At 62.5% G+C, this 21,526-nt stretch carries 18 protein-coding genes and 3 pseudogenes; 10 read left to right on the plus strand and 11 right to left on the minus strand.

Going from position 1 to position 21,526, the window contains the following annotated elements; genetic code table 11:
- Positions 1-195: 195 nt before the first annotated feature.
- Positions 196-1,086, minus strand: coding sequence for a LysR family transcriptional regulator (locus AB5975_22770; GenBank protein ID XDR19328.1), 891 nt, complete (start codon positions 1,084-1,086; stop codon positions 196-198).
- 95 nt (positions 1,087-1,181) lie between these two features.
- Positions 1,182-1,660, minus strand: a pseudogene (locus tag AB5975_22775) (N-acetyltransferase family protein).
- Positions 1,661-1,784: 124 nt separating this feature from the next.
- Between AB5975_22775 and AB5975_22780 the strand changes: the two are divergent.
- The 6 genes from AB5975_22780 (at position 1,785) to AB5975_22805 (ending at position 6,813) form a co-directional block, all read left to right on the plus strand.
- Positions 1,785-2,414, plus strand: coding sequence for a LysE family translocator (locus AB5975_22780; GenBank protein ID XDR19329.1), 630 nt, complete (start codon positions 1,785-1,787; stop codon positions 2,412-2,414).
- A gap of 21 nt (positions 2,415-2,435) precedes the next feature.
- The gene (locus tag AB5975_22785) at positions 2,436-3,320 is read left to right on the plus strand and encodes an alpha/beta fold hydrolase (protein ID XDR19330.1); all 885 of its coding nucleotides are present in this window, start codon (positions 2,436-2,438) and stop codon (positions 3,318-3,320) included.
- Positions 3,321-3,382: 62 nt separating this feature from the next.
- Positions 3,383-4,357 carry a nucleotidyltransferase domain-containing protein gene (locus AB5975_22790; GenBank protein XDR19331.1) on the plus strand — a complete coding sequence of 325 codons (975 nt, stop codon included), beginning with the start codon at positions 3,383-3,385 and terminating at the stop codon, positions 4,355-4,357.
- Positions 4,358-4,462: 105 nt separating this feature from the next.
- A complete protein-coding gene (locus AB5975_22795) occupies positions 4,463-5,350 on the plus strand; it encodes a pirin family protein (protein XDR19332.1) in 888 nt (295 codons plus the stop codon).
- An 88-nt stretch (positions 5,351-5,438) separates the two neighbouring features.
- Complete coding sequence (locus AB5975_22800; protein XDR19333.1) at positions 5,439-6,368, plus strand: DNA-3-methyladenine glycosylase; 930 nt, start codon at positions 5,439-5,441, stop codon at positions 6,366-6,368.
- A gap of 184 nt (positions 6,369-6,552) precedes the next feature.
- Positions 6,553-6,813 carry a DUF1652 domain-containing protein gene (locus AB5975_22805; protein XDR19334.1) on the plus strand — a complete coding sequence of 87 codons (261 nt, stop codon included), beginning with the start codon at positions 6,553-6,555 and terminating at the stop codon, positions 6,811-6,813.
- 20 nt (positions 6,814-6,833) lie between these two features.
- Here the strand turns inward: AB5975_22805 and AB5975_22810 are convergent, their stop codons facing one another.
- The 9 genes and pseudogenes from AB5975_22810 to AB5975_22850 form a co-directional block, all read right to left on the minus strand.
- Entirely contained in the window at positions 6,834-7,448 is a 615-nt protein-coding gene (locus tag AB5975_22810) for a Yip1 family protein (protein XDR19335.1), read from the minus strand.
- A gap of 86 nt (positions 7,449-7,534) precedes the next feature.
- Positions 7,535-7,822, minus strand: a complete 288-nt coding sequence (locus AB5975_22815; GenBank protein XDR19336.1) for a hypothetical protein — start codon at positions 7,820-7,822, stop codon at positions 7,535-7,537.
- 167 nt (positions 7,823-7,989) lie between these two features.
- Positions 7,990-8,636: pseudogene (gene alkB / locus AB5975_22820) on the minus strand (DNA oxidative demethylase AlkB).
- Positions 8,637-8,823: 187 nt separating this feature from the next.
- Complete coding sequence (locus AB5975_22825; protein ID XDR19337.1) at positions 8,824-10,269, minus strand: curlin; 1,446 nt, start codon at positions 10,267-10,269, stop codon at positions 8,824-8,826.
- A 16-nt stretch (positions 10,270-10,285) separates the two neighbouring features.
- Positions 10,286-10,759 (minus strand): curlin, encoded by a 474-nt coding sequence (locus AB5975_22830; GenBank protein ID XDR19338.1) that lies wholly within the window; start codon positions 10,757-10,759, stop codon positions 10,286-10,288.
- Between the two features lie 16 nt (positions 10,760-10,775).
- On the minus strand, positions 10,776-13,007 hold the full coding sequence (locus AB5975_22835; GenBank protein XDR19339.1) for an Ig-like domain-containing protein: 2,232 nt from the start codon (positions 13,005-13,007) through the stop codon (positions 10,776-10,778).
- 32 nt (positions 13,008-13,039) lie between these two features.
- Complete coding sequence (locus tag AB5975_22840; protein ID XDR19340.1) at positions 13,040-14,368, minus strand: hypothetical protein; 1,329 nt, start codon at positions 14,366-14,368, stop codon at positions 13,040-13,042.
- Between the two features lie 310 nt (positions 14,369-14,678).
- Positions 14,679-15,497, minus strand: coding sequence for a phosphatase PAP2 family protein (locus AB5975_22845; GenBank protein ID XDR19341.1), 819 nt, complete (start codon positions 15,495-15,497; stop codon positions 14,679-14,681).
- A 2-nt stretch (positions 15,498-15,499) separates the two neighbouring features.
- Complete coding sequence (locus tag AB5975_22850; GenBank protein XDR19342.1) at positions 15,500-16,189, minus strand: histidine phosphatase family protein; 690 nt, start codon at positions 16,187-16,189, stop codon at positions 15,500-15,502.
- Between the two features lie 273 nt (positions 16,190-16,462).
- Here AB5975_22850 and AB5975_22855 point away from each other — a divergent pair, with 273 nt between their 5' ends.
- The 4 genes and pseudogenes from AB5975_22855 to ptxS all read left to right on the plus strand — a co-directional run bounded on the left by AB5975_22855 (position 16,463) and on the right by ptxS (position 21,495).
- Positions 16,463-17,209: a gluconate 2-dehydrogenase subunit 3 family protein gene (locus AB5975_22855; GenBank protein XDR19343.1), complete on the plus strand. Its 747-nt coding sequence runs from the start codon at positions 16,463-16,465 to the stop codon at positions 17,207-17,209.
- 3 nt (positions 17,210-17,212) lie between these two features.
- Positions 17,213-18,997 (plus strand): GMC family oxidoreductase, encoded by a 1,785-nt coding sequence (locus AB5975_22860; GenBank protein XDR19344.1) that lies wholly within the window; start codon positions 17,213-17,215, stop codon positions 18,995-18,997.
- 12 nt (positions 18,998-19,009) lie between these two features.
- Positions 19,010-20,256, plus strand: a pseudogene (locus tag AB5975_22865) (c-type cytochrome).
- A 219-nt stretch (positions 20,257-20,475) separates the two neighbouring features.
- Positions 20,476-21,495 (plus strand): transcriptional regulator PtxS, encoded by a 1,020-nt coding sequence (gene ptxS, locus AB5975_22870; GenBank protein XDR19345.1) that lies wholly within the window; start codon positions 20,476-20,478, stop codon positions 21,493-21,495.
- The last annotated feature ends 31 nt before the right edge of the window (positions 21,496-21,526 follow it).

The following is a 21,526-nucleotide window of genomic DNA, read 5'->3' on the forward strand; positions in this document are numbered from 1 at the left end:
GAACACGGTGGGTTTCTAAGACCGTATTCGTATGGGTGAAGGCTGTAAAAGTCTTTTTTGTTCTATGCTAATTATCAGTTGTCTGAATTAAAGTTGTTAGTTGTTATGCAAGACTGGTATTTAATGGGGCTGCATTGCAGCCCATCGGGAACATGAGGCGTCTCCTAGGCAGTGAACTGCGCCACGTTTTTACGCTCACCCACACAACTGTTGCCCGGCCACCCGGCCAAACAGCTCCACCGGCTCCTGCAGGTTGCCCAGGTAGCGCGGGTGGAACAGCCACAAATCCACCTGGGGCTTGAAGTCCGTTACATTGACCACATCCAGCGCGTCCCGATGGCGGCTGTTCTGCAACAACGGCTCAGGCACGAGGCCAAGCCCCTGCCCATTGGCCACCAGCCCCAATTGCAACTCGGTACCAAAGGTCTCCAGGTTGATCGACAAGCTCAGCCCCTGTTCACTCAGGGCGCGCTGCAGCCCCGCGCGGAAGCCGCAGCCATCGGGGTTGAGCACCCAGCCACGGGTGTAGCAGTCCTTGAGCTTGAGGCTGCGCTTGCCGGTGCTGCCTTTGGCTGCAACTACCCGCAGTGGCATGCGTGCGATCGACTGGCTGGCGATGCCCTCGGGGAAGATCTTGCCCGGCGGGAACAGCGCAGCGGCAGCGTCGAGTTCGCCATTTTCCATGCGCGCGATCAGGCTGCTGCCCCAGCCGCTGGTGACCTGGGTGCGCAGGTCCGGGTAGGTTTCGCGGATTTGCGCCAGGGCATCGAGCAGCACCACATCACCCAGGGTTTGCGGCACGCCCAGCCGCAGGGTCCCGGAAGGCGCTCCGTCGTTGGCCACCAGCTCGCGCAGCGAGTCGATCTCGCGCAAAATGGCTTTGCACTGTTCGTACACGCGCAGCCCCATGGGGGTCGGTTTGAGAGGCTTGGTGTTGCGGTCGAGCAGGGTGGCGCCCAGGTCTTCTTCGAAGTTCTGTACGCGGCGGGTGATGGCCGGTTGAGTCAGCTGCAGGGCCTCGGCGGCGAGGTTGGTCGACTGGCAACGGATGACCGCCACGAAGGCGTCCATGTCATCGATTTTCATATTCGGCGCTCACATATTGGGGCGGTGGGACATACCTTGGAAGAATAATCCTCATTGGCAGGATTGTCACAGCACCGTCCGGGTAACCCGCGTGATCAACCTTGGGCGAATGCCGCCAGCTTCTCCCGTCCAAGCGGTAGCGCACCCACTCATCCTGCGCCTCGGCCCCCAGCTTCTGATAGAAACCGATCGCAGGCTCGTTCCAGTCCAGCACGCTCCATTCCAGGCGCCCGCACTGGTTCGCCACCGCCTCGCGGGCAATGTGCTGCAGCAGTTGCCGCCCGGCGCCATCGCCACGTTGCTCGGGTGTCACATACAAGTCTTCCAGGTAAATGCCATTGCGCCCGAGCCAGGTCGAGTAGCTGTAGAAATACACGGCAAAACCAATCGCCCGGCCATCACGCTCGCAGATCAGGCTGTGCACTGTGCTGCCCTCATCGAACAGGCTGTGCTCGATATCCGCCAAGGTGGCGACCACCTCGTGGCGTGCGCGCTCGTAATCGGCAAGTTCAGTGATGAAGGCCAGGATCTGCTCGGCATCGGTGCGAACGGCAGGGCGAATGATGAGGCTCATGGTGACGGCTTCCTTGATCCGGGTTAGAGGTACAGTGGTGTGTATCTAAATAATTTAATGTAACTGTATCGGTCGCAGGGTAGGGCGACTCCGGTAGTGTGACAGTACCTAAGAAGAAAGTGGAATGCCCGCCATGCTTGCCTCTGCCGACCTGCTGACTGCCTTCGTGCTATTTGCTTTCGTGTCTTCCATCACCCCTGGGCCCAACAACACGATGTTGCTGGCGTCGGGGGTGAACTTCGGCGTGCGCCGCTCGATCCCCCATGCCCTGGGCATCAGCGTCGGGTTCATGGTCATGGTGCTGGCCGTAGGCCTGGGCCTGGGCGAGGTGTTCAAGGCCTGGCCGCCGTTGTACACGGTGCTGCGCTATACAGGCGCGGCCTACTTGCTGTTCCTGGCCTGGAAGATTGCCACCTCCGGGCCGGTCGGGACGGCCTCTTCCAGTGCCCGCAAACCGCTGGGCTTCTGGGGCGCGGCGGCGTTCCAGTGGGTCAATCCCAAGGCCTGGGTGATGGCGGTAGGGGCGATTACCACCTACACGCCGGCGCAAGGCTATGTGACCAACGTGATCGTCATCGCCGCCTTGTTTGCATTGGTCAACCTGCCCAGCGTCGGTGTGTGGGTGATGTTCGGCAGCGCGTTGCGCAACTTGTTGCAGAACCCGCGCTGGCTGATGCTGTTCAATGTCCTGATGGCCGTGTTGCTGGTGATTTCACTGTACCCACTGCTGTTTGTAGAATCAGCGTTTTCCTAGCCTCGCGAGTACAGCCAACTGATGGAGTTGATCCCCTGGTCCCACGAATGTGCCGAAGGCTTCACCCTGCGTGGCTGGCGTACCCCGGCCAGCGGCAAGCCGTTGCTGCATTTCCTGCACGGCAATGGCTTCTGTTGCCTGGCCTACCAGCCGTTGTTGATGCGCTTGAGTGAGCATTTCGACCTGTGGCTTTGCGATGTCCAAGGGCATGGTGACAGTGACCACGGAGGGGTGTTTCGTGGTTGGAACCGTACCGCTGCGCTAGCCGTTGAAGCGTTTGAGGAAGGGCGTGGCGAGTACGGCGACGTACCTCGATTTGCTGTAGGGCACAGCTTCGGTGGCGTACTTACCGGGCTGATCCTGGCCAGCGAGCCGCAACTGTTTGCACGTGCCGTGCTGCTCGACCCGGTGCTGTTCAGCCGACGCATGATTGGCGTGATGGGGGCGGCAGCCCTGGTTGGTCTGCATCAGCGCCATGCGCTTGCGCGCAAGGCTGCCAGCCGCCGCAGCCACTGGCCCGATCGCGAAGCCGCGCTGGCTTCGCTGCAGGGGCGTGGCATTTTCAAAGGCTGGACCGATGCGGCGTTGCAGGCCTATGTCGAGCATGCCATCGGCGATTGTGGCGAGGCAGTGGTGCTCAAGTGCCGGCCCAGCCGTGAAGTGGAAATTTTCAGTTCGTTCCCCAAGCGCATGTGGGCAAGCCTGGCGGCGATCAATACCCCCACGCGGGTGATGTATGGCGAACGTACCTACCCCTTCGTACCGCACTCGGTACAGCGGCTGCTGGCAATCAACCCGCAGGTGACCGGCCACCAGGTACCCGGTGGGCACTGCTTCATGCAAGAGGACCCCGAGCTTTGTTCCAGCGAAGTGAAAAGGTTCCTACTGGAGGGGTTTGCAGGATAACTTTTCCACGCAGTAGCGGAGAAATGTCATCAGTAAGGTGATGCTTTTTTGAGCCTGCAACGATGATTACCACGACCTTTTCACAACACCCTTGTTTGCAAAAGCACTTCGATCATTCTTGGCAGGCAAACAATTCGCTGCGCCAGGCCATGCAGTACGCCCTCGCTCCGCTGGTCAGGCAAGCCCCCGTTTCTGTTGTTGTCGTGGGGTCTTACGGGCGGTGCGAGGTCTCGCGTATTTCGGACATCGATTTTTTCATCGTGCATGACGGCAGCATGTCTGAGGCCCGGCTGCTCGACGTACTGCATCAAGTCAAAAACCTGGTTCGACCGCTCAGCTGGCCGGGTGAGAGCGATGAGTCCAAGTTTGGTCAGGGCGCGCTTTCACTCTATTCGGAGTTGAGCAACCACATTGGATGGAAGCAGGAAAGCAATACGGCGCTCACCCGACGAATGCTGCTCCTGCTGGAAGGCCGCCCACTGTTTGGCGATGAGAGTTTCACTCGGTGGCGAACCGAGTTGCTGTGCCGGTATGTGGCAAGCGACCAAGGAACAGGGTTGCCCAGGTTCATGCTTAATGATGTGGTTCGGTATTACCGCAGCATGATGGCGAACTTCGAGGAAAAGCGGGCTGAAGGCAAGGCTTGGGGCGTGCGCAACATCAAGCTGAAGTTCTCTCGCAAGCTGCTTTACCTGGGAGGGATCGTGGTGATTGCCGAGGTCCATGGTCTACCGGCCAGTGAAAAGATTAAACGCCTCGACCATTGGCTTTCATTCACACCGCTACAACGCGTTGCGATGCTGGGACAGTCAAACCCCCATACTGGGCAGTTGCTAGAGCAGTATGCCTTGTTCCTGGACTTGATATCTTCACTGGAAAATCGTCGTCGCTTGGACTCACTGAGCCCAGAATACGCACGGACAGATCCTCTCTACCGAGAAATTTCCATCGTAGGCAAGGCATTTTCCGAGGGGCTTGAGCAATGGCTCGCAGCCCAGTATCCAGGCCATCCAATCCTGCACGCAATGCTTTTCTGAACAGGCTCAGTGTCCTATTGGTGGAACGATGTATGCCATATGAGCCAGCTACCGCCGCATTGGCATCATTGATAAGGTTATCCCAGCCAAGAGAGGAGCCTTCTCATGAAAAAGATTCTGGGTATCCACCGCAGCCCCCACGCCCATTGGGTGGGTGATGGTTTTCCGGTGCGCAGCCTGTTCACCTACGACAACCTGGCCAGCCGGATCAGCCCGTTCCTGCTGCTGGACTACGCCGGCCCGCATGATTTCATCCCCACCACTGCACGGCGTGGGGTGGGCCAGCACCCGCACCGTGGTTTCGAGACCGTGACCATCGTCTACCAGGGTGAACTGGAGCACCGTGATTCCACCGGTGCTGGCGGCTTGATCGGCCCAGGTGACGTACAGTGGATGACGGCTGCCAATGGCATCATCCATGAAGAGTTCCATTCTCCGGCCTTCGCCCACAGTGGCGGCACGCTGGAAATGGTCCAGCTGTGGGTCAACCTGCCGGCGCGGGACAAACGCGCGGCGGCTGGGTACCAGACCCTGCTGGCCAGCGACATCCCGGTGGTCACGCTGGACGGTGACGCTGGCAGCTTGCGGGTGGTTGCGGGCGACTACCGTGGGCACCTGGGGCCAGCTCGGACCTTTACCGCGATGGATGTGTGGGACCTGCGGTTGAATGCTGGCGCGGCCTTGCAACTGCCGGTCGCTGCCGGCCGCAACGCGGCGCTGGTGGTGCTGCGTGGTAACGTGCGAATCAACGGCGAGCGCGAGGCAGGCCCGGCCAGCCTGGTGTTGCTTGACCGGGAGGGTGAGGATGTCAGTGTCGAGGCGTTGGAAGGTGCCAGTGTGCTACTGCTCAGCGGTGAGCCGATCGATGAGCCGATCGTCGGCTATGGCCCGTTCGTGATGAACAGCCAGGCGGAGATCGCCGAATCTTTCGATGACTTCCATGCCGGGCGGTTTGGGCAGATGCAGGATGAGCGGGAAGGGGCTCGGCACTGAGCCTTGCCTGAAAAAGCCGGGGTTGCAAAGCAGCCCCGGCATGCTTGTACATGGCTTGACCCTCAAGGTTTTCTGGCATGATCCACCCATGCCCACCCTCACTCGACAGCACGCCGTGCGCCGATCATTGCCCACCCCCGGCCACCACACCCTGTGGCTGCGCTACCGTGCCCCCTATCATTGGCCCTCGACCCTGGGCTTCCTAGCCGCCCGCTGTATCCCCGGCATCGAAACCTGCCACGACGGCACCTACAGCCGCACCCTGATCGTTGCTGGCCACCACGCCGTCCTGCACGCGACGCCAATGACCAACCAACACCTGCGCGTTCGCCTTGAAGGCGCGCCTTCACACGCGCTGCCCGGCCTGATCGCCAGGCTGAGGCGGGTTTTCGACCTTGACGCCGACCCTGCACGCATCAGCGCCGAGCTGTCTTGCGACCCTTTGATGGCAAGCCTGCTCAAGGCGCGCCCGGGGCTGCGTGTGCCGCAAGGCTGGGACGCCTGCGAGCAAGCCATGCGTACCGTACTTGGCCAGCAAATCAGCGTGGCCGGCGCCATGACCCTGGCGGGCCGGCTGGTGCAACGCCACGGCGCCCCGCTGCGTCTGTCGGCACCGGGCTTGAGCCACCTGTTCCCGGCTCTAGCGACATTGGCAAATGCACAGTTCGAAAACATGGGCATGCCGAGCGCGCGCGCCACCACCCTCGCCACCCTGGCCAACGCCTTGCTGGCCGACCCCGGCTTGCTGCGTCGCGGGCAAGTGCTGGATGAGCTATTGCGCAACCTGTGCCGGCTAAAGGGTATCGGGCCGTGGAGCGCCCACTACCTGGCGCTGCGTCAGGCCGGCGCCGCTGATGCCTTGCCGCTGGGTGACGTAGCCTTGATCAAGGCGTTGCGGTTGCTTGAGGGCGACGAGGTGCAACTGGCCGAAAGGGCACTGGACTGGCGCCCGTGGCGGGCTTATGCGGCGCAGCACTTGTGGGCCTCGCTGGGGCCGGCAGGGACCACTCGTCGTTAAGTCGGTCATTGCATTCGAACGCACGGCCTATGCGCAGGATCTTCCACTAAGGTGCTGAGGATTCCCCGCATCATCATTGCCCCGGCGCATGGACGCCTGCCCGGGCATGCGCAATATCAATTGGCGCCCGCCCGACAAAGGCGTAATTCCACACAACAGGCCATCGCACAGAGAGGGTCGTACCATGTCGTTGATAGGAGTTTCGATGCTAGAGATGCGGCAGATGATCGAGCAGGCGTGCCTGCCGGATCGCTGTGAAGTCAGCTGCCTGGATGGCGCCCACCTGACCATCCGCCTGGGTCAGGGCCAGAGTCTCGATCAAAGTGTGACCCTTAGCGGGGTCTCGCTGCACAACCTGAACAGTTGCCGTGACCTGGTCAACCTGGTGGGGCAGCTTCATGCGCTACGTGACAACCACCCGGCACCTCTCAGGTCGATGGCCTGAGGGCGCCCGCCGTGCCCCGGTCAGCCCAAGCTGGCCGGGCGTACGTACTCTGGCATCAGGCCGTTGAACCAGAACAGGATCATCGCCACCAGCATGCTCACCAGCAGCAACAACCCTACACCCCAGACACAGGTTGCAAACAGCATCGCCTGTTCCTTCTTCAGCCGCAGGAATGTCTGCAACCCGCCATAGAGCAACACGCTGGCATAGGCAGAGGCAGCCAGCAGCGCGGCGAAAGCCAGCCAGCGAATAGGCACCAGGCCGACCACCCCGGCAAAGAACCACGGCGTGGCGCAGTAGGCGGCAAAACCAATGCACTGGTTCAGGCTGGGCTGTGCATCGAACCCGCGCGACATCCAGCGGATCATCACCCCCATCAGCATCACCCCCACGACGGTGGTGGCATACAGCAGCCCCGCCAGTTGCGCGGCGCTGCCCATGCTCAGGCGTACTCGCTCCTCAGCCGCCAGGCTCCAGCCGAAGGTGGTGGTGCCGACAAACAGGCACACTGCAGGGACCAGTGCCAGGGCCAACAGGCGCGGCAGGTATTGCTGTGGGTGGTCCTCCTCGGCACGGCGGATATCCAGCCAGGCGTCGGCGGGGTGGGTGAATAGCTTGAGCAACGGGCTGTTCATGGCGTTCTCCAGCAGGCACGGGCCTTTTAGCTATGGAGACACGCTGCGGCCAGGCGGTTCAGCCGGGTTGGCCGCCGTTGATCGGCTTACTGCAATTCCAGCAGCAAGTTCAGGCCGCCGTCACCGCATTTGCCCTGGTCGCGGACCACACCACGGTAACTTCGCCCATCCCAGACGAAGGCCACGCTATGCGCACGGTCCACCTTGTCAGGCAGCGGTGGGCAAATGTGCAGGCGCAGCCCAGGGCGGCCTTGCAGGTTGAGGGCGGCGAGCTGGCATTGGCATTCCACGCTCTGCGCCACCGGGCCGAACAGGGTGTCGCGTACGTAGTCGAGCTGCAGCGAGGCATTGGGTGCACGGCCAGGCATCTTCATGGGTGCGTGGCTCCGTTGCACAGGCTTGAAGGATTGAGCGGGTAGGGCATGGCGAGCTCCAGACTGAAGAGAGAGCGGCTTAACGTTTGAAGCTTGCCTGGCCAAGATGTTCAATGTGTTTCATGTACGTTCATCTTGTTCGACGTCGATGAGAGAGGGCAGACCCTTCAGGCACCCGCCTTGCGCAAAGTCAGGTTGATACGCCGCTCACCCAGACGCGGGTGCGTGCCGGGCTTGATCGGTAGCACACCATGGAAGCGCAAGCGGTCTATGCCCCCCCACACCAACACATCGCCGTGGCTCAGCGGGATGCGCTGGGTTTTGTCGGCGCGCTGCAGACCGCCGAACAGGAACACCGCCGGCAAGCCCAGTGACACCGACACGATCGGTTGGCCGAAATCCTGCTCATCGCGGTCTTGGTGCAGGCTCAGGCGGGTGCCCGGCAAGTAGTGGTTGACCAGGCAGGCATCTGGCACGAAACCCTCGAACCCAGCCAAGGCTGCAGCACGGGCAGCCAGGGCGAGCAAAACCGGGGCAGGGCGGGCCAGGGCTTGCCGCTGAGTGGGTCGCTGGGGCTGTAGCGGTAGCCGCCTTCGTCACTCACCCAGCCCAGCGAGCCGCAATTGGTCAGGCCTACCGCCATGCGCAGGCCCCCCGGGGTGTGCATGTGCCGGAACGGCGCGGCACGCAGCACTGGGCGCAGGGCGTCGAGCAGCGCCTCGGTTTCGGCCAGGGCGAAGCCAGGCAGCAGCACGGTGTGGCTGGCCAGGCGTTGTGGCTGGGGGCCGAACAGGTCGAGGTCGGACTGGATCATGAGGGGCTGCATATGTGTGATGTGTAGCCAGTGTATCCCGATGGATGCAATTGCTGTAGGACCGGCCTTGTGCTGCGAAGAGGCCGGCATAGCTCCCCAGGCGGAGCGAAAGTATGCCAAGGGTTGGGGTATCAAAAAGGAACCGCGGCACCAGGGAGAGGAGCACCGCGGTTCAAGGGGGAGAGGTTTACTTCTGGGTCACAGTGGCCAGGTTCGCGCTGCCCAGCTGGGTGATGGTGGCGGTTTGGGCGATACCGCTCTGGTCGACGAACGCCTTGTTGCCCTGGCCTCCCTGGGTCACGTAGGCGACGTTGATGCTGTCAGTCTGTTTGATGGTGGCTTCGTTGCCGCTACCGTACAGCTGGTTGGTGTAGCTTTGGTTGGCGTAGCCGGACTGGTCGAGGGTGATGGAGTTGCCGGTGCCCTGGCTGTTGCCGTAGGCATAGTTGTCGGTACCGCGTTGGTCGGCGATCAGGATGTTGTCGGTGCCGTTCTGCTCGAAGTACAGCTCGTTGTTGACGTCATCCTGCTTGGTCTGCATCTGGTTGCCTTTACCCGTCTGGGTCAGCGTGGCCATTTGGTCAGCGCCCTTCTGGGTCAGGTTGACGCCGTTGCCATTGCCCGTCTGGTTGATGGTGGCGTTCTGGTTGGTGCCGAACTGGCCGCCCATCTTGGCGCCTTTCCAGTTGCTGGCGGTGATGCTGTTGCCATTGCCTTTGGTGTTGATGGTCAGGTTGAGGTTTTCACCATTTTGGTAGGTGAAGTGCAGGTTGTTGTTGCCGGTCTGGGTGATGGTGGCGGTCGCGTTGTTGGTCTCGAACTGATCCGACCAGCTGGCGTTGGCATTGCCTTGCTGCGACAGGCTGACCTTGTTGCCGGTACCGAAGCTCTGGTCGATATAGCCTTCGTTCGCCTGGCCGGTCTGGGTCACGGAGGCCTGGCTACCGATCTGGTTGTCCTGCCACACCTCCACCGAGTTGCCGCCACCGTACTGGCCAATGCCGATGGTGCCACCGGTGCCTTCACGCTGGTCGCCATAGGCCCAGTTGTCGTGGCCATCCTGGTAGACCTGAATGTCGCCATCGACATGGTTCAGGTGCTCGGCGGCGGCGTAGTTGTCCTGGCCGGTCTGGTTGACGGTGCTGCGGTTGTTGAGGCCACCGAAGGTTTGCTCGATGAAGGCCTCGTTGCGCTGGCCAGATTGCCAGGTGGTAGCTTTGCTGCCTTCCTGGCTGTCCTGCCACACCGTGGATTTGTTGCCTACGCCTTGCTGGGTTTGCAGCGACTCGTTGTTCAGCCCAACCGACTGGCTGGCGAAGGCGTCGTTGTAGCTGCCTGAAGCCTGCTGTTTGATCTGGCTGCCATTTTCGAACAACTGCTCGGCGTAGCCGGCATTGTACTGGCCAGTGGCGCTCTGCTGGATATCGCTGGTGCTTTCGGTCTGCACCGCCAGGTGGTTGTGGCCCTTGCCGGTCTGGTTCTGGGTGGCCGAGGCAAAGGAAGCCTGGGTCTGGGTGACTTCGGCGATGTTTTCCTTGCCGTCCTGAGTCTGGGACGAGGTGCTGTCAGCAGCCATGGCCTGACCTGCGAGGGCCAGGACGATAGCGGCACTTAACGGAGCGAGCTTGTACATGGTGGTGCCTCCAGGTCTATCGGTATTGGGTGATCTGAACATGCTGGCCATTGCCGGCCTGGGTCACGGAGCTGTTGAGGCCCGAGCCGGACTGCACGATGCTGGCGCTGTTGTCGTTGCCGATCTGCTCGATGGCAGCGCTGTTGCTGCTGCCGCTTTGGCGGATCGACGCGCTGTTGCCATTTCCCTGTTGGCTGATGCTGGCCATCAGGTCACTACCTTCTTGCAGGATGTACGCTTCTTGCGCACCACCGGCCTGGACGATGCGGCCCAACAGGGCCTGACCGTTCTGGTCGAGGGCGGCGCGGTTGCCCGACCCTTGCTGTTCGATCACCGCAGCCTGACCGGCACCGACCGGTAGCAGGCGGATGATCACCGGGTCACCTAGGTCGTTGCCGGGCGCAAGGTCGGCATTGTCCATCAGGTCATCGGCCCAGCTGGCCTGGCCCGCCAGGGCCAGGCTGAACAGCAGTGGATACAGGCGTTTCATGGCGTTTCCCCCGCCTTTACTGCACAACCACGTTGACGGTGCGGGTGGTACCCGGGCTGGTGGTGATGGTTGCCGTCGGCGCGGCGGTCGGGATGATCGTGGTGCTGTTGCTCACTGCCAGACGCCAGCGGCCGTTCACCGGCACCGTGGCGGTACCCAGCGTCTGTACGCCGGTGGTGGTGGTGACCCGGACGGTGACAACGTTGCCCGTGGTTACCGACGAGGTACCGCTGATATCCCAGTTGTACCGGTTGTTGGAGCGCGCCGTGACGGTGGCTGCCGTGACCGCGAAGGTTTCGGCGGCAGGCCGTGGCGATACGTTGACGGTGACCGTGCCTGGGGTAGACAGCGCCCCCAGAGAGTCACGGGCCTGGTAGGTGAAGGTGGTGGTGAAGGCCGTGGTCACCGTGGCCGGTGGGGTGTAGGTGACCGTGGTGCCGTCGGTGCTGACTGTGCCTCGGCCGGCAGCCGGTTGGGTGACGCCAGCAACGGCCAGCGGTACGTTGCCTTCTGGATCGGTGTCGTTGGCCAGCACGTTGATGGTCAATGGCACGCCCAGGGTGGCAACGGTTTCCGGGTTGGCAGTCGGTGCCTGGTTAGGCGCGACGTTGATGGTGACCGTGGCCGGTTCCGACTTCAGCCCCTTGGCGTCCACCGCCCGGTAACTGAAGGTGGCCACCAGCGGTTGCGTGGCCCCGGCTGGCGGGGTGTAGGTCACCGAGGTGGTACCGTTGAGCACCACGCCGCCAAGGCCGGTTCCAGGCTGGGTCAGGTCGCTGATGGTCAGCGGAACGTTACCGTCCGGGTCGCTGTCGTTTTGCAGCAGGTTCAGGGTAATCGGCACACCGACACTGGTGCTGCCAACGTCGGCCTGGGCCAGCGGTGGCTGGTTGGCCGCCTCGACCGGTGCGTTGCCGACCACGATCACCGGCTCCACGTCGCTACCCCCATGGGCAGACTTGACCGTAACGGTGGCTGGCGGTTGCGCCACATCGTTGACCGTGAGGCTTTGCAGCGTGCCCGATTTGGACAGGCGGCCATAGCCTTGGGCGAGCATGTCGGGGATGGTGACCTCGTCACTCGACCTGGCCTCGATCAGCAGGCGCTTGTTGGCCCAGTCATAGCGCGCGGTGCTGACCTTGACCACGTCGGTGAGCTTGCTTGACAGCGCGGTCGGCTGGGTGCCGGCGGCACTGTTGCTGGCGGTGACCACCACTACCGCCGGCGGCACGGCCTGGCTGAGCTGCTGGCTGAAGAACAGGCCATTGTTGTCCGCCGTCAGGTTGAACTGGCAGGGCGAAGGCGGCGTGCCGATAAGCGCCAGGCCATTGCGCATGCACAGGCTGGCCTCTTTCGGGGCCTTGGCGAACACTTCCACGCGGGTGCCGCTGCCGTTGCGCGAGTAGGTGGCGCGCTCCAGGGTGACCGGGGTTTGCGCGCGTTGGTCCAGCACCTTGCCCGAGACAGTGAACAACGCAGTCTCGATGCGACCGGGCGGGCCGTCGATGCGGATGAAGTTGGTATTGAACGGGCTGCCCACCACGGCTTCTGGGCGGTTCGGGTCACCAATGAAGGTTTCGGTGGCGCCGGTGTCCGGGTTGACTTCGGTGTAAGGCCCGCCAACCCCTCGCAGCCATGGCCCGAGTGCGCCGTTGAGCGCCCCGGTGAAGTTCCCCGGCGCACCGATACCGATGTCGCGGGTAATGTTGATCGCTCGCCGACCGGGCGAGGTGACGTTGACGGTTTCGACACCGTAAGGGTGCGTAATGGTGTACACACCTGCGCGGGGTACCGATACACGAATACGGATGCGGGCGAAGCTCTGCTGGTCGCCGTCCACCGGGTTTTCGGCGGCAAAGGCCGCTTCCAGGCCTGCGACATAGGCATCCAGTTCATAGCCGCTGTTACCCACGGCAGGGATGGTGGCCTCGGCCAGGAACCAGAACATCTCAGGCGGCCAGTTGTCCGGGAACACCAGCGGCAGCGCATCGTCGTAGATGCCGGGTTCCGGCAGCAGGGTGCACATGTAGGACGGTGCGGCCGGGGTGCCGGGTACGCGGGTACTGGTGGCACGTGACTGGCACAGCTCCAGGGACTGGTTCAGGCCGTCCTTGTACCACATCGGGTAGCCACCGGTGGCGAAGGTGTAGGGCCCTGGGTCCACTTCAGACAACGCGGCAAAGGCAGCGCTGGTAACGGTGAGGGAAAAACCGGCGGCGAACAGCGCACGGCGCGACCAAGTGTTCATGCTGCCTCCTTGAAGGCTGAGCCTTTGTCTGTTCATGGCACCAGCACCACGTCTTCGGTATCGCTACCCCCATTGGCGCTGGTGACCTGCACCTTGGCCGGCGGGATGGGTGAGACGGTCATGCTCAACGTCTTCACCGCGCCGTTGCCGCCAAGGTTGCCGATCAACGTACCGTTGCCGGTATGGGCGGTGAGCACGGGTGGGGTGGTTTCGTCGCTGGTGCTGGCCACCAAGGTCAGCTCGCCGGTGGACAGCCGGTACTGGGCCTGGGTGATGGTGACCAGGTCGGTCAGCGGCACGTTATGGGTGGTCAGGCTGCTGGTCGGAATCGCCACGCTGTTGTCGGCGGTGAGTGTCAGGAGGGTGCCGGCCGCCGGGTTCAGCGCCGATTGGGCGTACCAGGCGCCGGTGCCGTTGGCCTCGGTGAGGCTCAGGTTGGGGGTCTGGCTGGTCAGGGTTACGCTGGCAGGCGGCGGCGGGGCCATCACGAAGATGTCCTGCTGGGCACGCAGGTCGCCATTCTCGGTATGCCGCGAGTAGGTGCTGCGCTGTGGCATCAGCGGGGTAGGCAGGGCGACAGTCGAGAGCTTGCCGGAGATTGCGAAAAGTTCGGTACGCAGGTCGATGCCGCCAGGGCCTTCGATGCGGACGAAGTTGGTGTTGAACGGGCTGCCGGTTACCCGTTCTTCCAGGTTCGGGTCGCCGATGAAGCGTTCGTTACCTTCGGTGTAGGGGCCGTTGACACTGCGCAGGAACGGCCCGACATCGCCCTTCAGCGCACCGGTGAAGTCGCCTGCGCCGGCAATGCCGATGTCGCGGGTCATGTTGATCGCACGGCGCCCTGCGGCGGGGACATCGAACACTTCAACGCCGTAGGGGTGGGTGACCACGTAGGTGCCGGCGGTAGGGACATCAACCCGGATACGCACCCGGGCGAAGCTGACTTGGTCACCCTCTACCGGCTCTTCGGCGGCGAATGCCGCTTCGATTGCCGTGCCGTAGCTGAGGTTGATGCCGCGGGCGGCGTCGGCGATGGCGGCGTCGGCAGTGAACCAGAATGCCTCGTCAGGGAAGTTGGTGGGGAAGACGATGGGTTGGGTATCGTCGAACACACCGGGCGTAGGCAGCAACGTGCACATGTACGACGGTGCGCCGGGTGCGCCGGCGACCCGAGAGCTGACGGCTTTGGTCAGACACAGGTCGAGGGTACGACCGTGGCTGTCCTGGTACCAGGCAGGGAAGCCGCCGTTGGCGGGGACGTAGGCGCCTGGATCGACAGCATTCAGTGCAGCCTGCGCCGGAAGCTGGAGCATGCCGGCGAAAATCGCCACTGCCAGCGGGTGGGGTATCGGTCGGTGCATGAGTCAATTCCTCCTGCAAACGGGCCCATGGACTTGGGGCGTCTGGGAGGAGATCGGCAAGAGCTGTGCCAACAGTTGAATATTGCGTTGCAGGCCTTGTGGCGCAGGGGGTGGAGGTTTTCAGCAGGAGGGTTCACAAGCGGCCGGCGGTGGGCAGCGTTCCCCCAAGGTTGGGGATTGGGGGCAAGTAATTCCAACCCAGTTTTCGCACCCCCGCCATGCCAAGGCGAGCACCGGACCTGTGTGAGCAGCACAAGGCTGCTCCAGGGCTAGCTTGGGTGATGGTGCAAACCCGCCGCTGCCACAGGTACTACGCGAAGTCTGCCGTCTGGGTACTAACGGCTTCAGGACTGTGTTCAGGCGCCTGCAACGCGATGCGTCCATAGAAAAACAATGCCGTTGCCCAGGTTGTCAGCCAGACAAAGATCCCAGCCCAGAAGGTATGGGACATATAGTGCCAACCCTGCAGCACCCGGGTAGTGCCGTACACGAACCCGATCAACAAAATAGCCACCAGCAACTTGCGTGCATGCGCCCAGCGGTGACGAAGTGCAACGAAATACAGCGCCAACAAGGTAAACCCGCTGGAAGCATGGCCACCCGGCCAGCAACGGCCATCGCCGGCCTTGCTCCACAAGGAAAAGTTTTCGAACCATTCGACCCGGGCGTGCGAGCCGCCATACAGCGTGGTTTCCACGGGGCAATACACGCTGGTGTGGCTTTTCAGGTAATGAATCACGGTTGTGCTCAGCGCAAACGCCACCACAATAAACAGCAAGTCGCGGCGGTGTTGGGTGGTAAAACGCAGCACCGGGGCGATTCGGGCCTTTTCCAACACCCGGGTCAGGCCCCCTTGAGGGCGGTTGGCCAGGCGCGGCCAGATGAACGACAGCAGGCTGCCGATGACGGCCAGCTCACCCGTCCAGTCCGGCAGGATGCGCGGCCATTTGTGCGTGGCTTTCTCGAACCACTGGTTGTGCAGCAGCGGGAACTGCCCAGTGGCCGGGTCGAGCAGCAGGTTGCTGATCCAGCGATCGAGCTCCGTGAGGTCGAATGCCATGAACACGATGGCGGCCAGCAACAGCGGCAGCAGCAGGTTGTTGCGGTAGAAGGTGGCGCGGGAGGGCATGTTCAGAGTTCCTTGGCTTCAACGAGTTTGCGCCATTCACTGGCTGCTATCTGGCCCAGCATTTTCGCCTTGCCATCGCTGCCCTGGGTAATGAACAGGGCGCTGGCATAGCTGTTGGACATCGCGCTTGAGGGCACTTCTAGCGCCTGTTCCAGCCGCTCCATGCAGCCGCTGTGGCTGACCAGCACGAGGTTGTGGCCGTTTCGCTTGAGCGCCAGGGCGTTTTCGGCAAAGTCGCCGTCACACTGATTAAGCCAGTCTTGCGTGGCAATGGTTTTACCGAACATGGCGTGTGCGGTCTGCCGGGTGCGCACCTCCGGGCTGGCCCAGACATCGGCTGCGCTCAGGCCGAGGTGTTGCAGGCCGAGGCCTACATTGGCCGCCACCTGGCTGCCCGCGACCGTGATACCGCTGGGGTCACCCAGGCAGGCACCGCTGGAGCGGTCGCAGCGTTCAGCATGGCGCAGCACCACAATCACCGAGCCTTTCGCCCAGGCGGCCTCGAGCCCGCTGCGTTGCAGGTGATGCGGGTTGCCCAGGTTTGGGATGGCCATGTGGGCATGCGCCCAGGCTGCTGCCGCGCCCAGCACGAACAGCATGCACAGGACTGCCAATTGCGCCGCACCCCAAGGCAGTCGGTATACCTGCGCAAGCCGTGAGGCGGGGGATTTGTCGATAACGCCTTGCAGCATATTGCCACTCCAGTCAGCTCGCTCCATACGAGAGCGTCGGCACTGTAGGCGGTGGAATGTCGGCAGAGAGTGAGGCAGGTGTGAAAAAAGCCTTATCGGACAGCCGTACGGGGGTGGCTTGAGCTGTGATAAGTCAAGTATGAAACCGGTTTCAAAACATTTCTGAACGCGCTAGATTATTCGGCTGTCTTCTTGATGGCCTATCAAGATCACCCCCTAAAGAAATCAGATGGCGCTTTCCAAGGCCGCCGCACAGCCGAATGAGGACTTCCAATGCCTGAGCATGCCCCAGACAACCCGCGCAGGGATTTTCTGCGCAAGACCTTGACCCTGATCCCTGTCGTTACCGTGGCCAGCACAGGGCTGGGCGTGGGCGCCAGCCAGCTGCTTGCGGCCCCGCAAGCGCATCAGCAACCCAACGTGCCGGCCACGCCACCCGCGGGCGACTATCAGCCGACGTTCTTCAGCGCCGAAGAGTGGGCTTTTGTCCAAGCTGCCGTGTCGCGCATCATCCCGGCCGATGAACTTGGCCCCGGCGCACTCGAAGCCGGCGCCGCCGAATTCATCGACCGGCAGATGAACACTCCCTATGCGACGGGTGCACAGTGGTACATGCAAGGCCCGTTCAACGCCGACGCGGCGCCCGAGCTGGGCTATCAGCTACAGCTCAGCCCACAACAGATCTACCGCCTGGGCATCGCTGCCGTGGACGGCTGGTGCAAAACCAACGGCGGGCAGCCTTTTGCTGCGCAAGATAGCGCTACCCGAGACCGTATTCTCAGCAAGGTCGAGGCAGGTGAGCTGGTGTTCGATACCGTTCCGGCCAAGGTGTTCTTCAGCTTGCTGGTGCAAAACACCCGTGAAGGGTTCTTCTGCGACCCGATCCATGGTGGCAACAAAGGCATGGTCGGCTGGACCCAGATTGGTTTCCCCGGCGCCCGCGCCGACTTCATGGACTGGGTCGAGCGCAACGAGCCTTACCCGTTTCCGGCTGTATCGATTCGCGGCAAGAGGGCTTGAAGCATGGCGACTGTGTTGAACAAAGTGGATGCCGTGATCGTCGGCTTCGGCTGGGCCGGCGCGATCATGGCCAAGGAGCTGACTGAAGCGGGTCTGCACGTGGTAGCCCTGGAGCGTGGGCCGATGCAGGACACCTACCCGGAAGGCAGCTACCCGCAGGTGATCGATGAGCTGACCTACAGCGTGCGCAAGAAGCTGTTCGTCGATGTATCGAAAGAAACTGTCACTGTCCGCCATAGCGTGAACGACGTGGCGCTGCCCAACCGCCAGCTCGGTGCCTTCCTGCCAGGTAAGGGCGTTGGCGGTGCAGGCCTGCACTGGTCGGGCGTGCACTTTCGGGTCGACCCGGTCGAGTTGCGCCTGCGCAGCCACTACGAAGAGCGCTACGGGCGCACGTTCATCCCCGAAGGCATGACCATCCAGGACTTCGGCGTCAGTTACGAAGAACTGGAGCCGTATTTCGACTTTGCCGAAAAGGTTTTCGGCACTTCAGGCCAGGCGTGGACCGTCAAAGGCAAGGTGGTCGGTGAAGGGAAGGGCGGCAACCCCTATGCACCGGACCGTTCCAACCCGTTCCCACTGCCTGCGCAGAAGAACGTTGTATCGGCCAGGTTGTTCGAAAAGGCCGCCACGGGCCTGGGCTATAAACCCTACAACTTGCCCTCGGCAAACACCTCCGGCTCCTACACCAACCCCTACGGTGCGCAAATGGGGCCGTGCAACTTCTGTGGTTTTTGCAGCGGCTACGTGTGCTACATGTACTCCAAGGCCTCGCCCAACGTGAACATTCTGCCGGCGCTGCGCCAGGTGCCCAACTTCGAGTTGCGGCCCAATGCCCACGTGCTGCGGGTGAACCTGGACGATAGCAAGCGCAAGGCTACCGGTGTGACCTATATCGATGCCCAGGGGCGCGAGGTAGAGCAGCCAGCGGAGCTGGTGATCCTGGCGGCGTTCCAGTTCAACAACGTTCGCCTGATGCTGCTTTCCGGCATTGGCAAGCCTTACGACCCGGTGAAGAACGAAGGTGTGGTCGGGCGTAACTTCGCGTACCAGAACATGGGGACGGTCAAGGCGTTCTTCGACAAGAGCACCTACACCAACAACTTTATCGGCGCGGGTGGCAATGGCATTGCCATTGACGACTTCAATGCCGACAACTTCGACCATGGCCCGCACGGCTTTGTCGGCGGCTCGCCGATGTGGGTGAACCAGGCCGGCAGCCGGCCGATTGCCGGCATCTCCAACCCGCCGGGCACGCCGGCCTGGGGCAGTGCCTGGAAGAAAGCCACAGCGGACTACTACACCCACCAGGTGTCGATGGACGCCCACGGCGCTCACCAGTCCTACCGTGGCAACTACCTGGACCTCGACCCCACGTACCGCGACGCCTACGGCCAGCCGCTGTTGCGCATGACCTTCGACTGGCAGGAGAACGACATCAAGATGAACCAGTTCATGGTCGGCAAGCTGAGCAAGATCGCCCAGGCGATGAACCCCAAGGCCATTGCCGTGCTGGGCAAGCAGGTGAAGGATCACTTCAACACCGCCAGTTACCAGACCACCCACCTGAATGGCGGCGCGATCATGGGCACCGACCCGAAAACCAGTGCACTGAACCGCTACCTGCAAAGCTGGGATGTGCACAACGTGTTCGTCCCGGGCGCTTCGGCGTTCCCGCAGGGGTTGGGGTACAACCCGACCGGGCTGGTGGCCGCGCTGACCTATTGGTCGGCCCGCGCCATCCGCGAGCAGTACCTGAAAACCCCCGGACCGCTGGTTCAGGCCTGAGGAGCGATGAGCATGAAGACAATGTTGATCGCAACCCTGCTGCTGGGTGCCGGTACGGCTGCGCAGGCGGCCACCCATGACGATGCGCAGGTGCGCCAAGGTGCATACCTGGCCCGCGCCGGTGACTGTGTGGCCTGCCACACCGCCAAGGGCGGCAAGCCTTTTGCCGGTGGCTTGCCGATGGAAACGCCAATCGGCACGGTGTATTCCACCAACATCACCCCGGCAGCCAGCGGCATTGGCCAGTACAGCTTCGAGGACTTCGACCAGGCGGTGCGCAAGGGTATCGGCAAGGACGGCACCACCCTGTACCCGGCCATGCCGTATCCGTCATATGCACGGGTCAGCGAGCAGGACATGCAGGCGCTGTACGCCTACTTCATGAAGGGCGTGGAGCCGGTCGAGCAGCCGAACAAGGCCACCGACATTCCCTGGCCACTGAGCATGCGTTGGCCGCTGGCAATCTGGCGTGGCCTGTTCGCACCAGAGGCCAAGCCTTGGCAGGCCTCGGCGGCAGCCGACCCGGTGGTCAACCGTGGTGCGTACCTGGTCGAAGGGCTTGGGCATTGTGGCGCCTGCCATACGCCACGAGCGCTGACCATGCAGGAAAAAGCGCTGAGCCCTGCGGATGGCGAGCAGTTTCTGGCCGGCAGCGCTCCGCTGGACGGCTGGATCGCCAAGAACCTGCGTGGCGATCACCAGGACGGGCTGGGCAGCTGGAGCGAGGCGCAGCTGGTGCAGTTCCTCAAGACTGGGCGCAGCGATCGCAGCGCCGTGTTCGGCGGCATGAGCGACGTGGTCGAGCACAGCATGCAGCACATGACGGATGCCGACCTGACCGCGATCGCCCGCTACCTGAAGACCTTGCCGCCGAGCAACCCCGACGACCAGCCGCACGTCTACGACAAGCAGGTGGCGCAGGCGCTGTGGAACGGTGATGACAGCAAGCCTGGGGCGGCGGTGTACATCGACAATTGCGCGGCCTGCCACCGCACCGATGGCCGGGGCTACACCCGAGTGTTCCCAGCGCTGGCCGGTAACCCTGTGGTGCAAACCACGGATGCCACATCGTTGATCCATGTGGTGTTGGCGGGGGCACGGTACCGGCAACGCATACCGCGCCGTCGACCTTCACCATGCCAGCGTTCGGCTGGCGCCTGAGTGACCAGGAGGTTGCCGAGGTGGTGAATTTCATTCGCAGCAGCTGGGGTAACCAGGGCGGCGCCGTTACGGCCAGTGATGTGAAGTCGCTTCGCTGACCTCTTACGTGCATCCTGATGCATGGGGGGGTGGGGTTAACCCGCTCCCTTATTCGGCGTCTTAAAATTACTGTTATATCAGTATCTTAAGTAGCTTATATAATCTCGAATACCATATCGGCTTCAACATTACTGACTAACGGTATGTTGACGAATTGCCACAGATTTGCTGTATTGAAACCGGTTTCATCGCAATCACAATAATCACAAGGACAACCCATGACCGACGCGCCTGCCCATGCCCGCGAACGGGTCACCATCAGCGAAGTAGCGCGTGTCGCTGGCGTTTCCAAAGCCACCGTCTCCCGTTACATCGGTGGCGATCGTCAATTGCTGGCCGACGCTACCGCCAAGCGCCTGGAAGAGGTCATCGAACGCCTCGGCTACCGCCCCAACCAGATGGCCCGCGGCCTCAAGCGCGGCCAGACGCGACTGATCGGCATGCTGGTAGCCGATATTCTCAACCCCTATTCAGTGGCCGTGATGCATGGTGTGGAAACCGCCTGCCGTCAGCACGGTTACAGCCTGGTGGTGTGCAACACCAACCGTGACGACGAGCAGGAACGTCACCACTTGGAGGCCCTGCAGAGCTACAACGTCGAAGGGTTGATCGTGAACACCCTGGGTCATCACCCCGGTGAACTGCTCAACCTGCAGCGTGACATCCCCATGGTGTTGGTCGACCGCCAGTTGCCCGAACTGAACGTGGACCTGGTCGGCCTGGACAATGCCGACGCGGTCGAGCAGGCCCTCGACCACCTGCAGGCCCAAGGCTACCGCGATATCCTGGCAGTCAGTGAACCCCTCGATGGCACCAGCTCACGCCTGGAGCGGGTGCAGGCGTTCGGCGCGTCGGTCAGCCGCCGGCCCGGCATGCGTCAGCAAGTACTGGAAACCAGCACGGGGCTGCAGGGCCAGCTGGCTTCGTTTCTCGCCCGCCATAGCCATGGCCCACAAGCCATCTTCACCTTCAACGGCGTAGCGACCTTGGCGGTAACCCGGGCCTTGCAAGAGGCCGGGTGCAACTTGTTTGCCGACGTCGGGTTGATCGCCCTCGACGACCTGGACTGGTACCCCTTGGTTGGCAAAGGCATCACTGCACTGGCCCAGCCTACCGAACGCATCGGTGAGGCGGCTTTCGAAAGCCTGCTCGGCCGCCTTCGCGGCGACAGCGGGGCAGCGCGGCGCATCGACTTCAAGGCCGACCTGATCATCCGCGGCTCAACCCAACCCCAGTAAGCAACGGCAGGCCTGTGTCCGCCGCTGCCGA

Origin of the sequence: Pseudomonas putida (assembly GCA_041071465.1) — a bacterium.
Lineage (GTDB): Bacteria > Pseudomonadota > Gammaproteobacteria > Pseudomonadales > Pseudomonadaceae > Aquipseudomonas > Aquipseudomonas putida_P.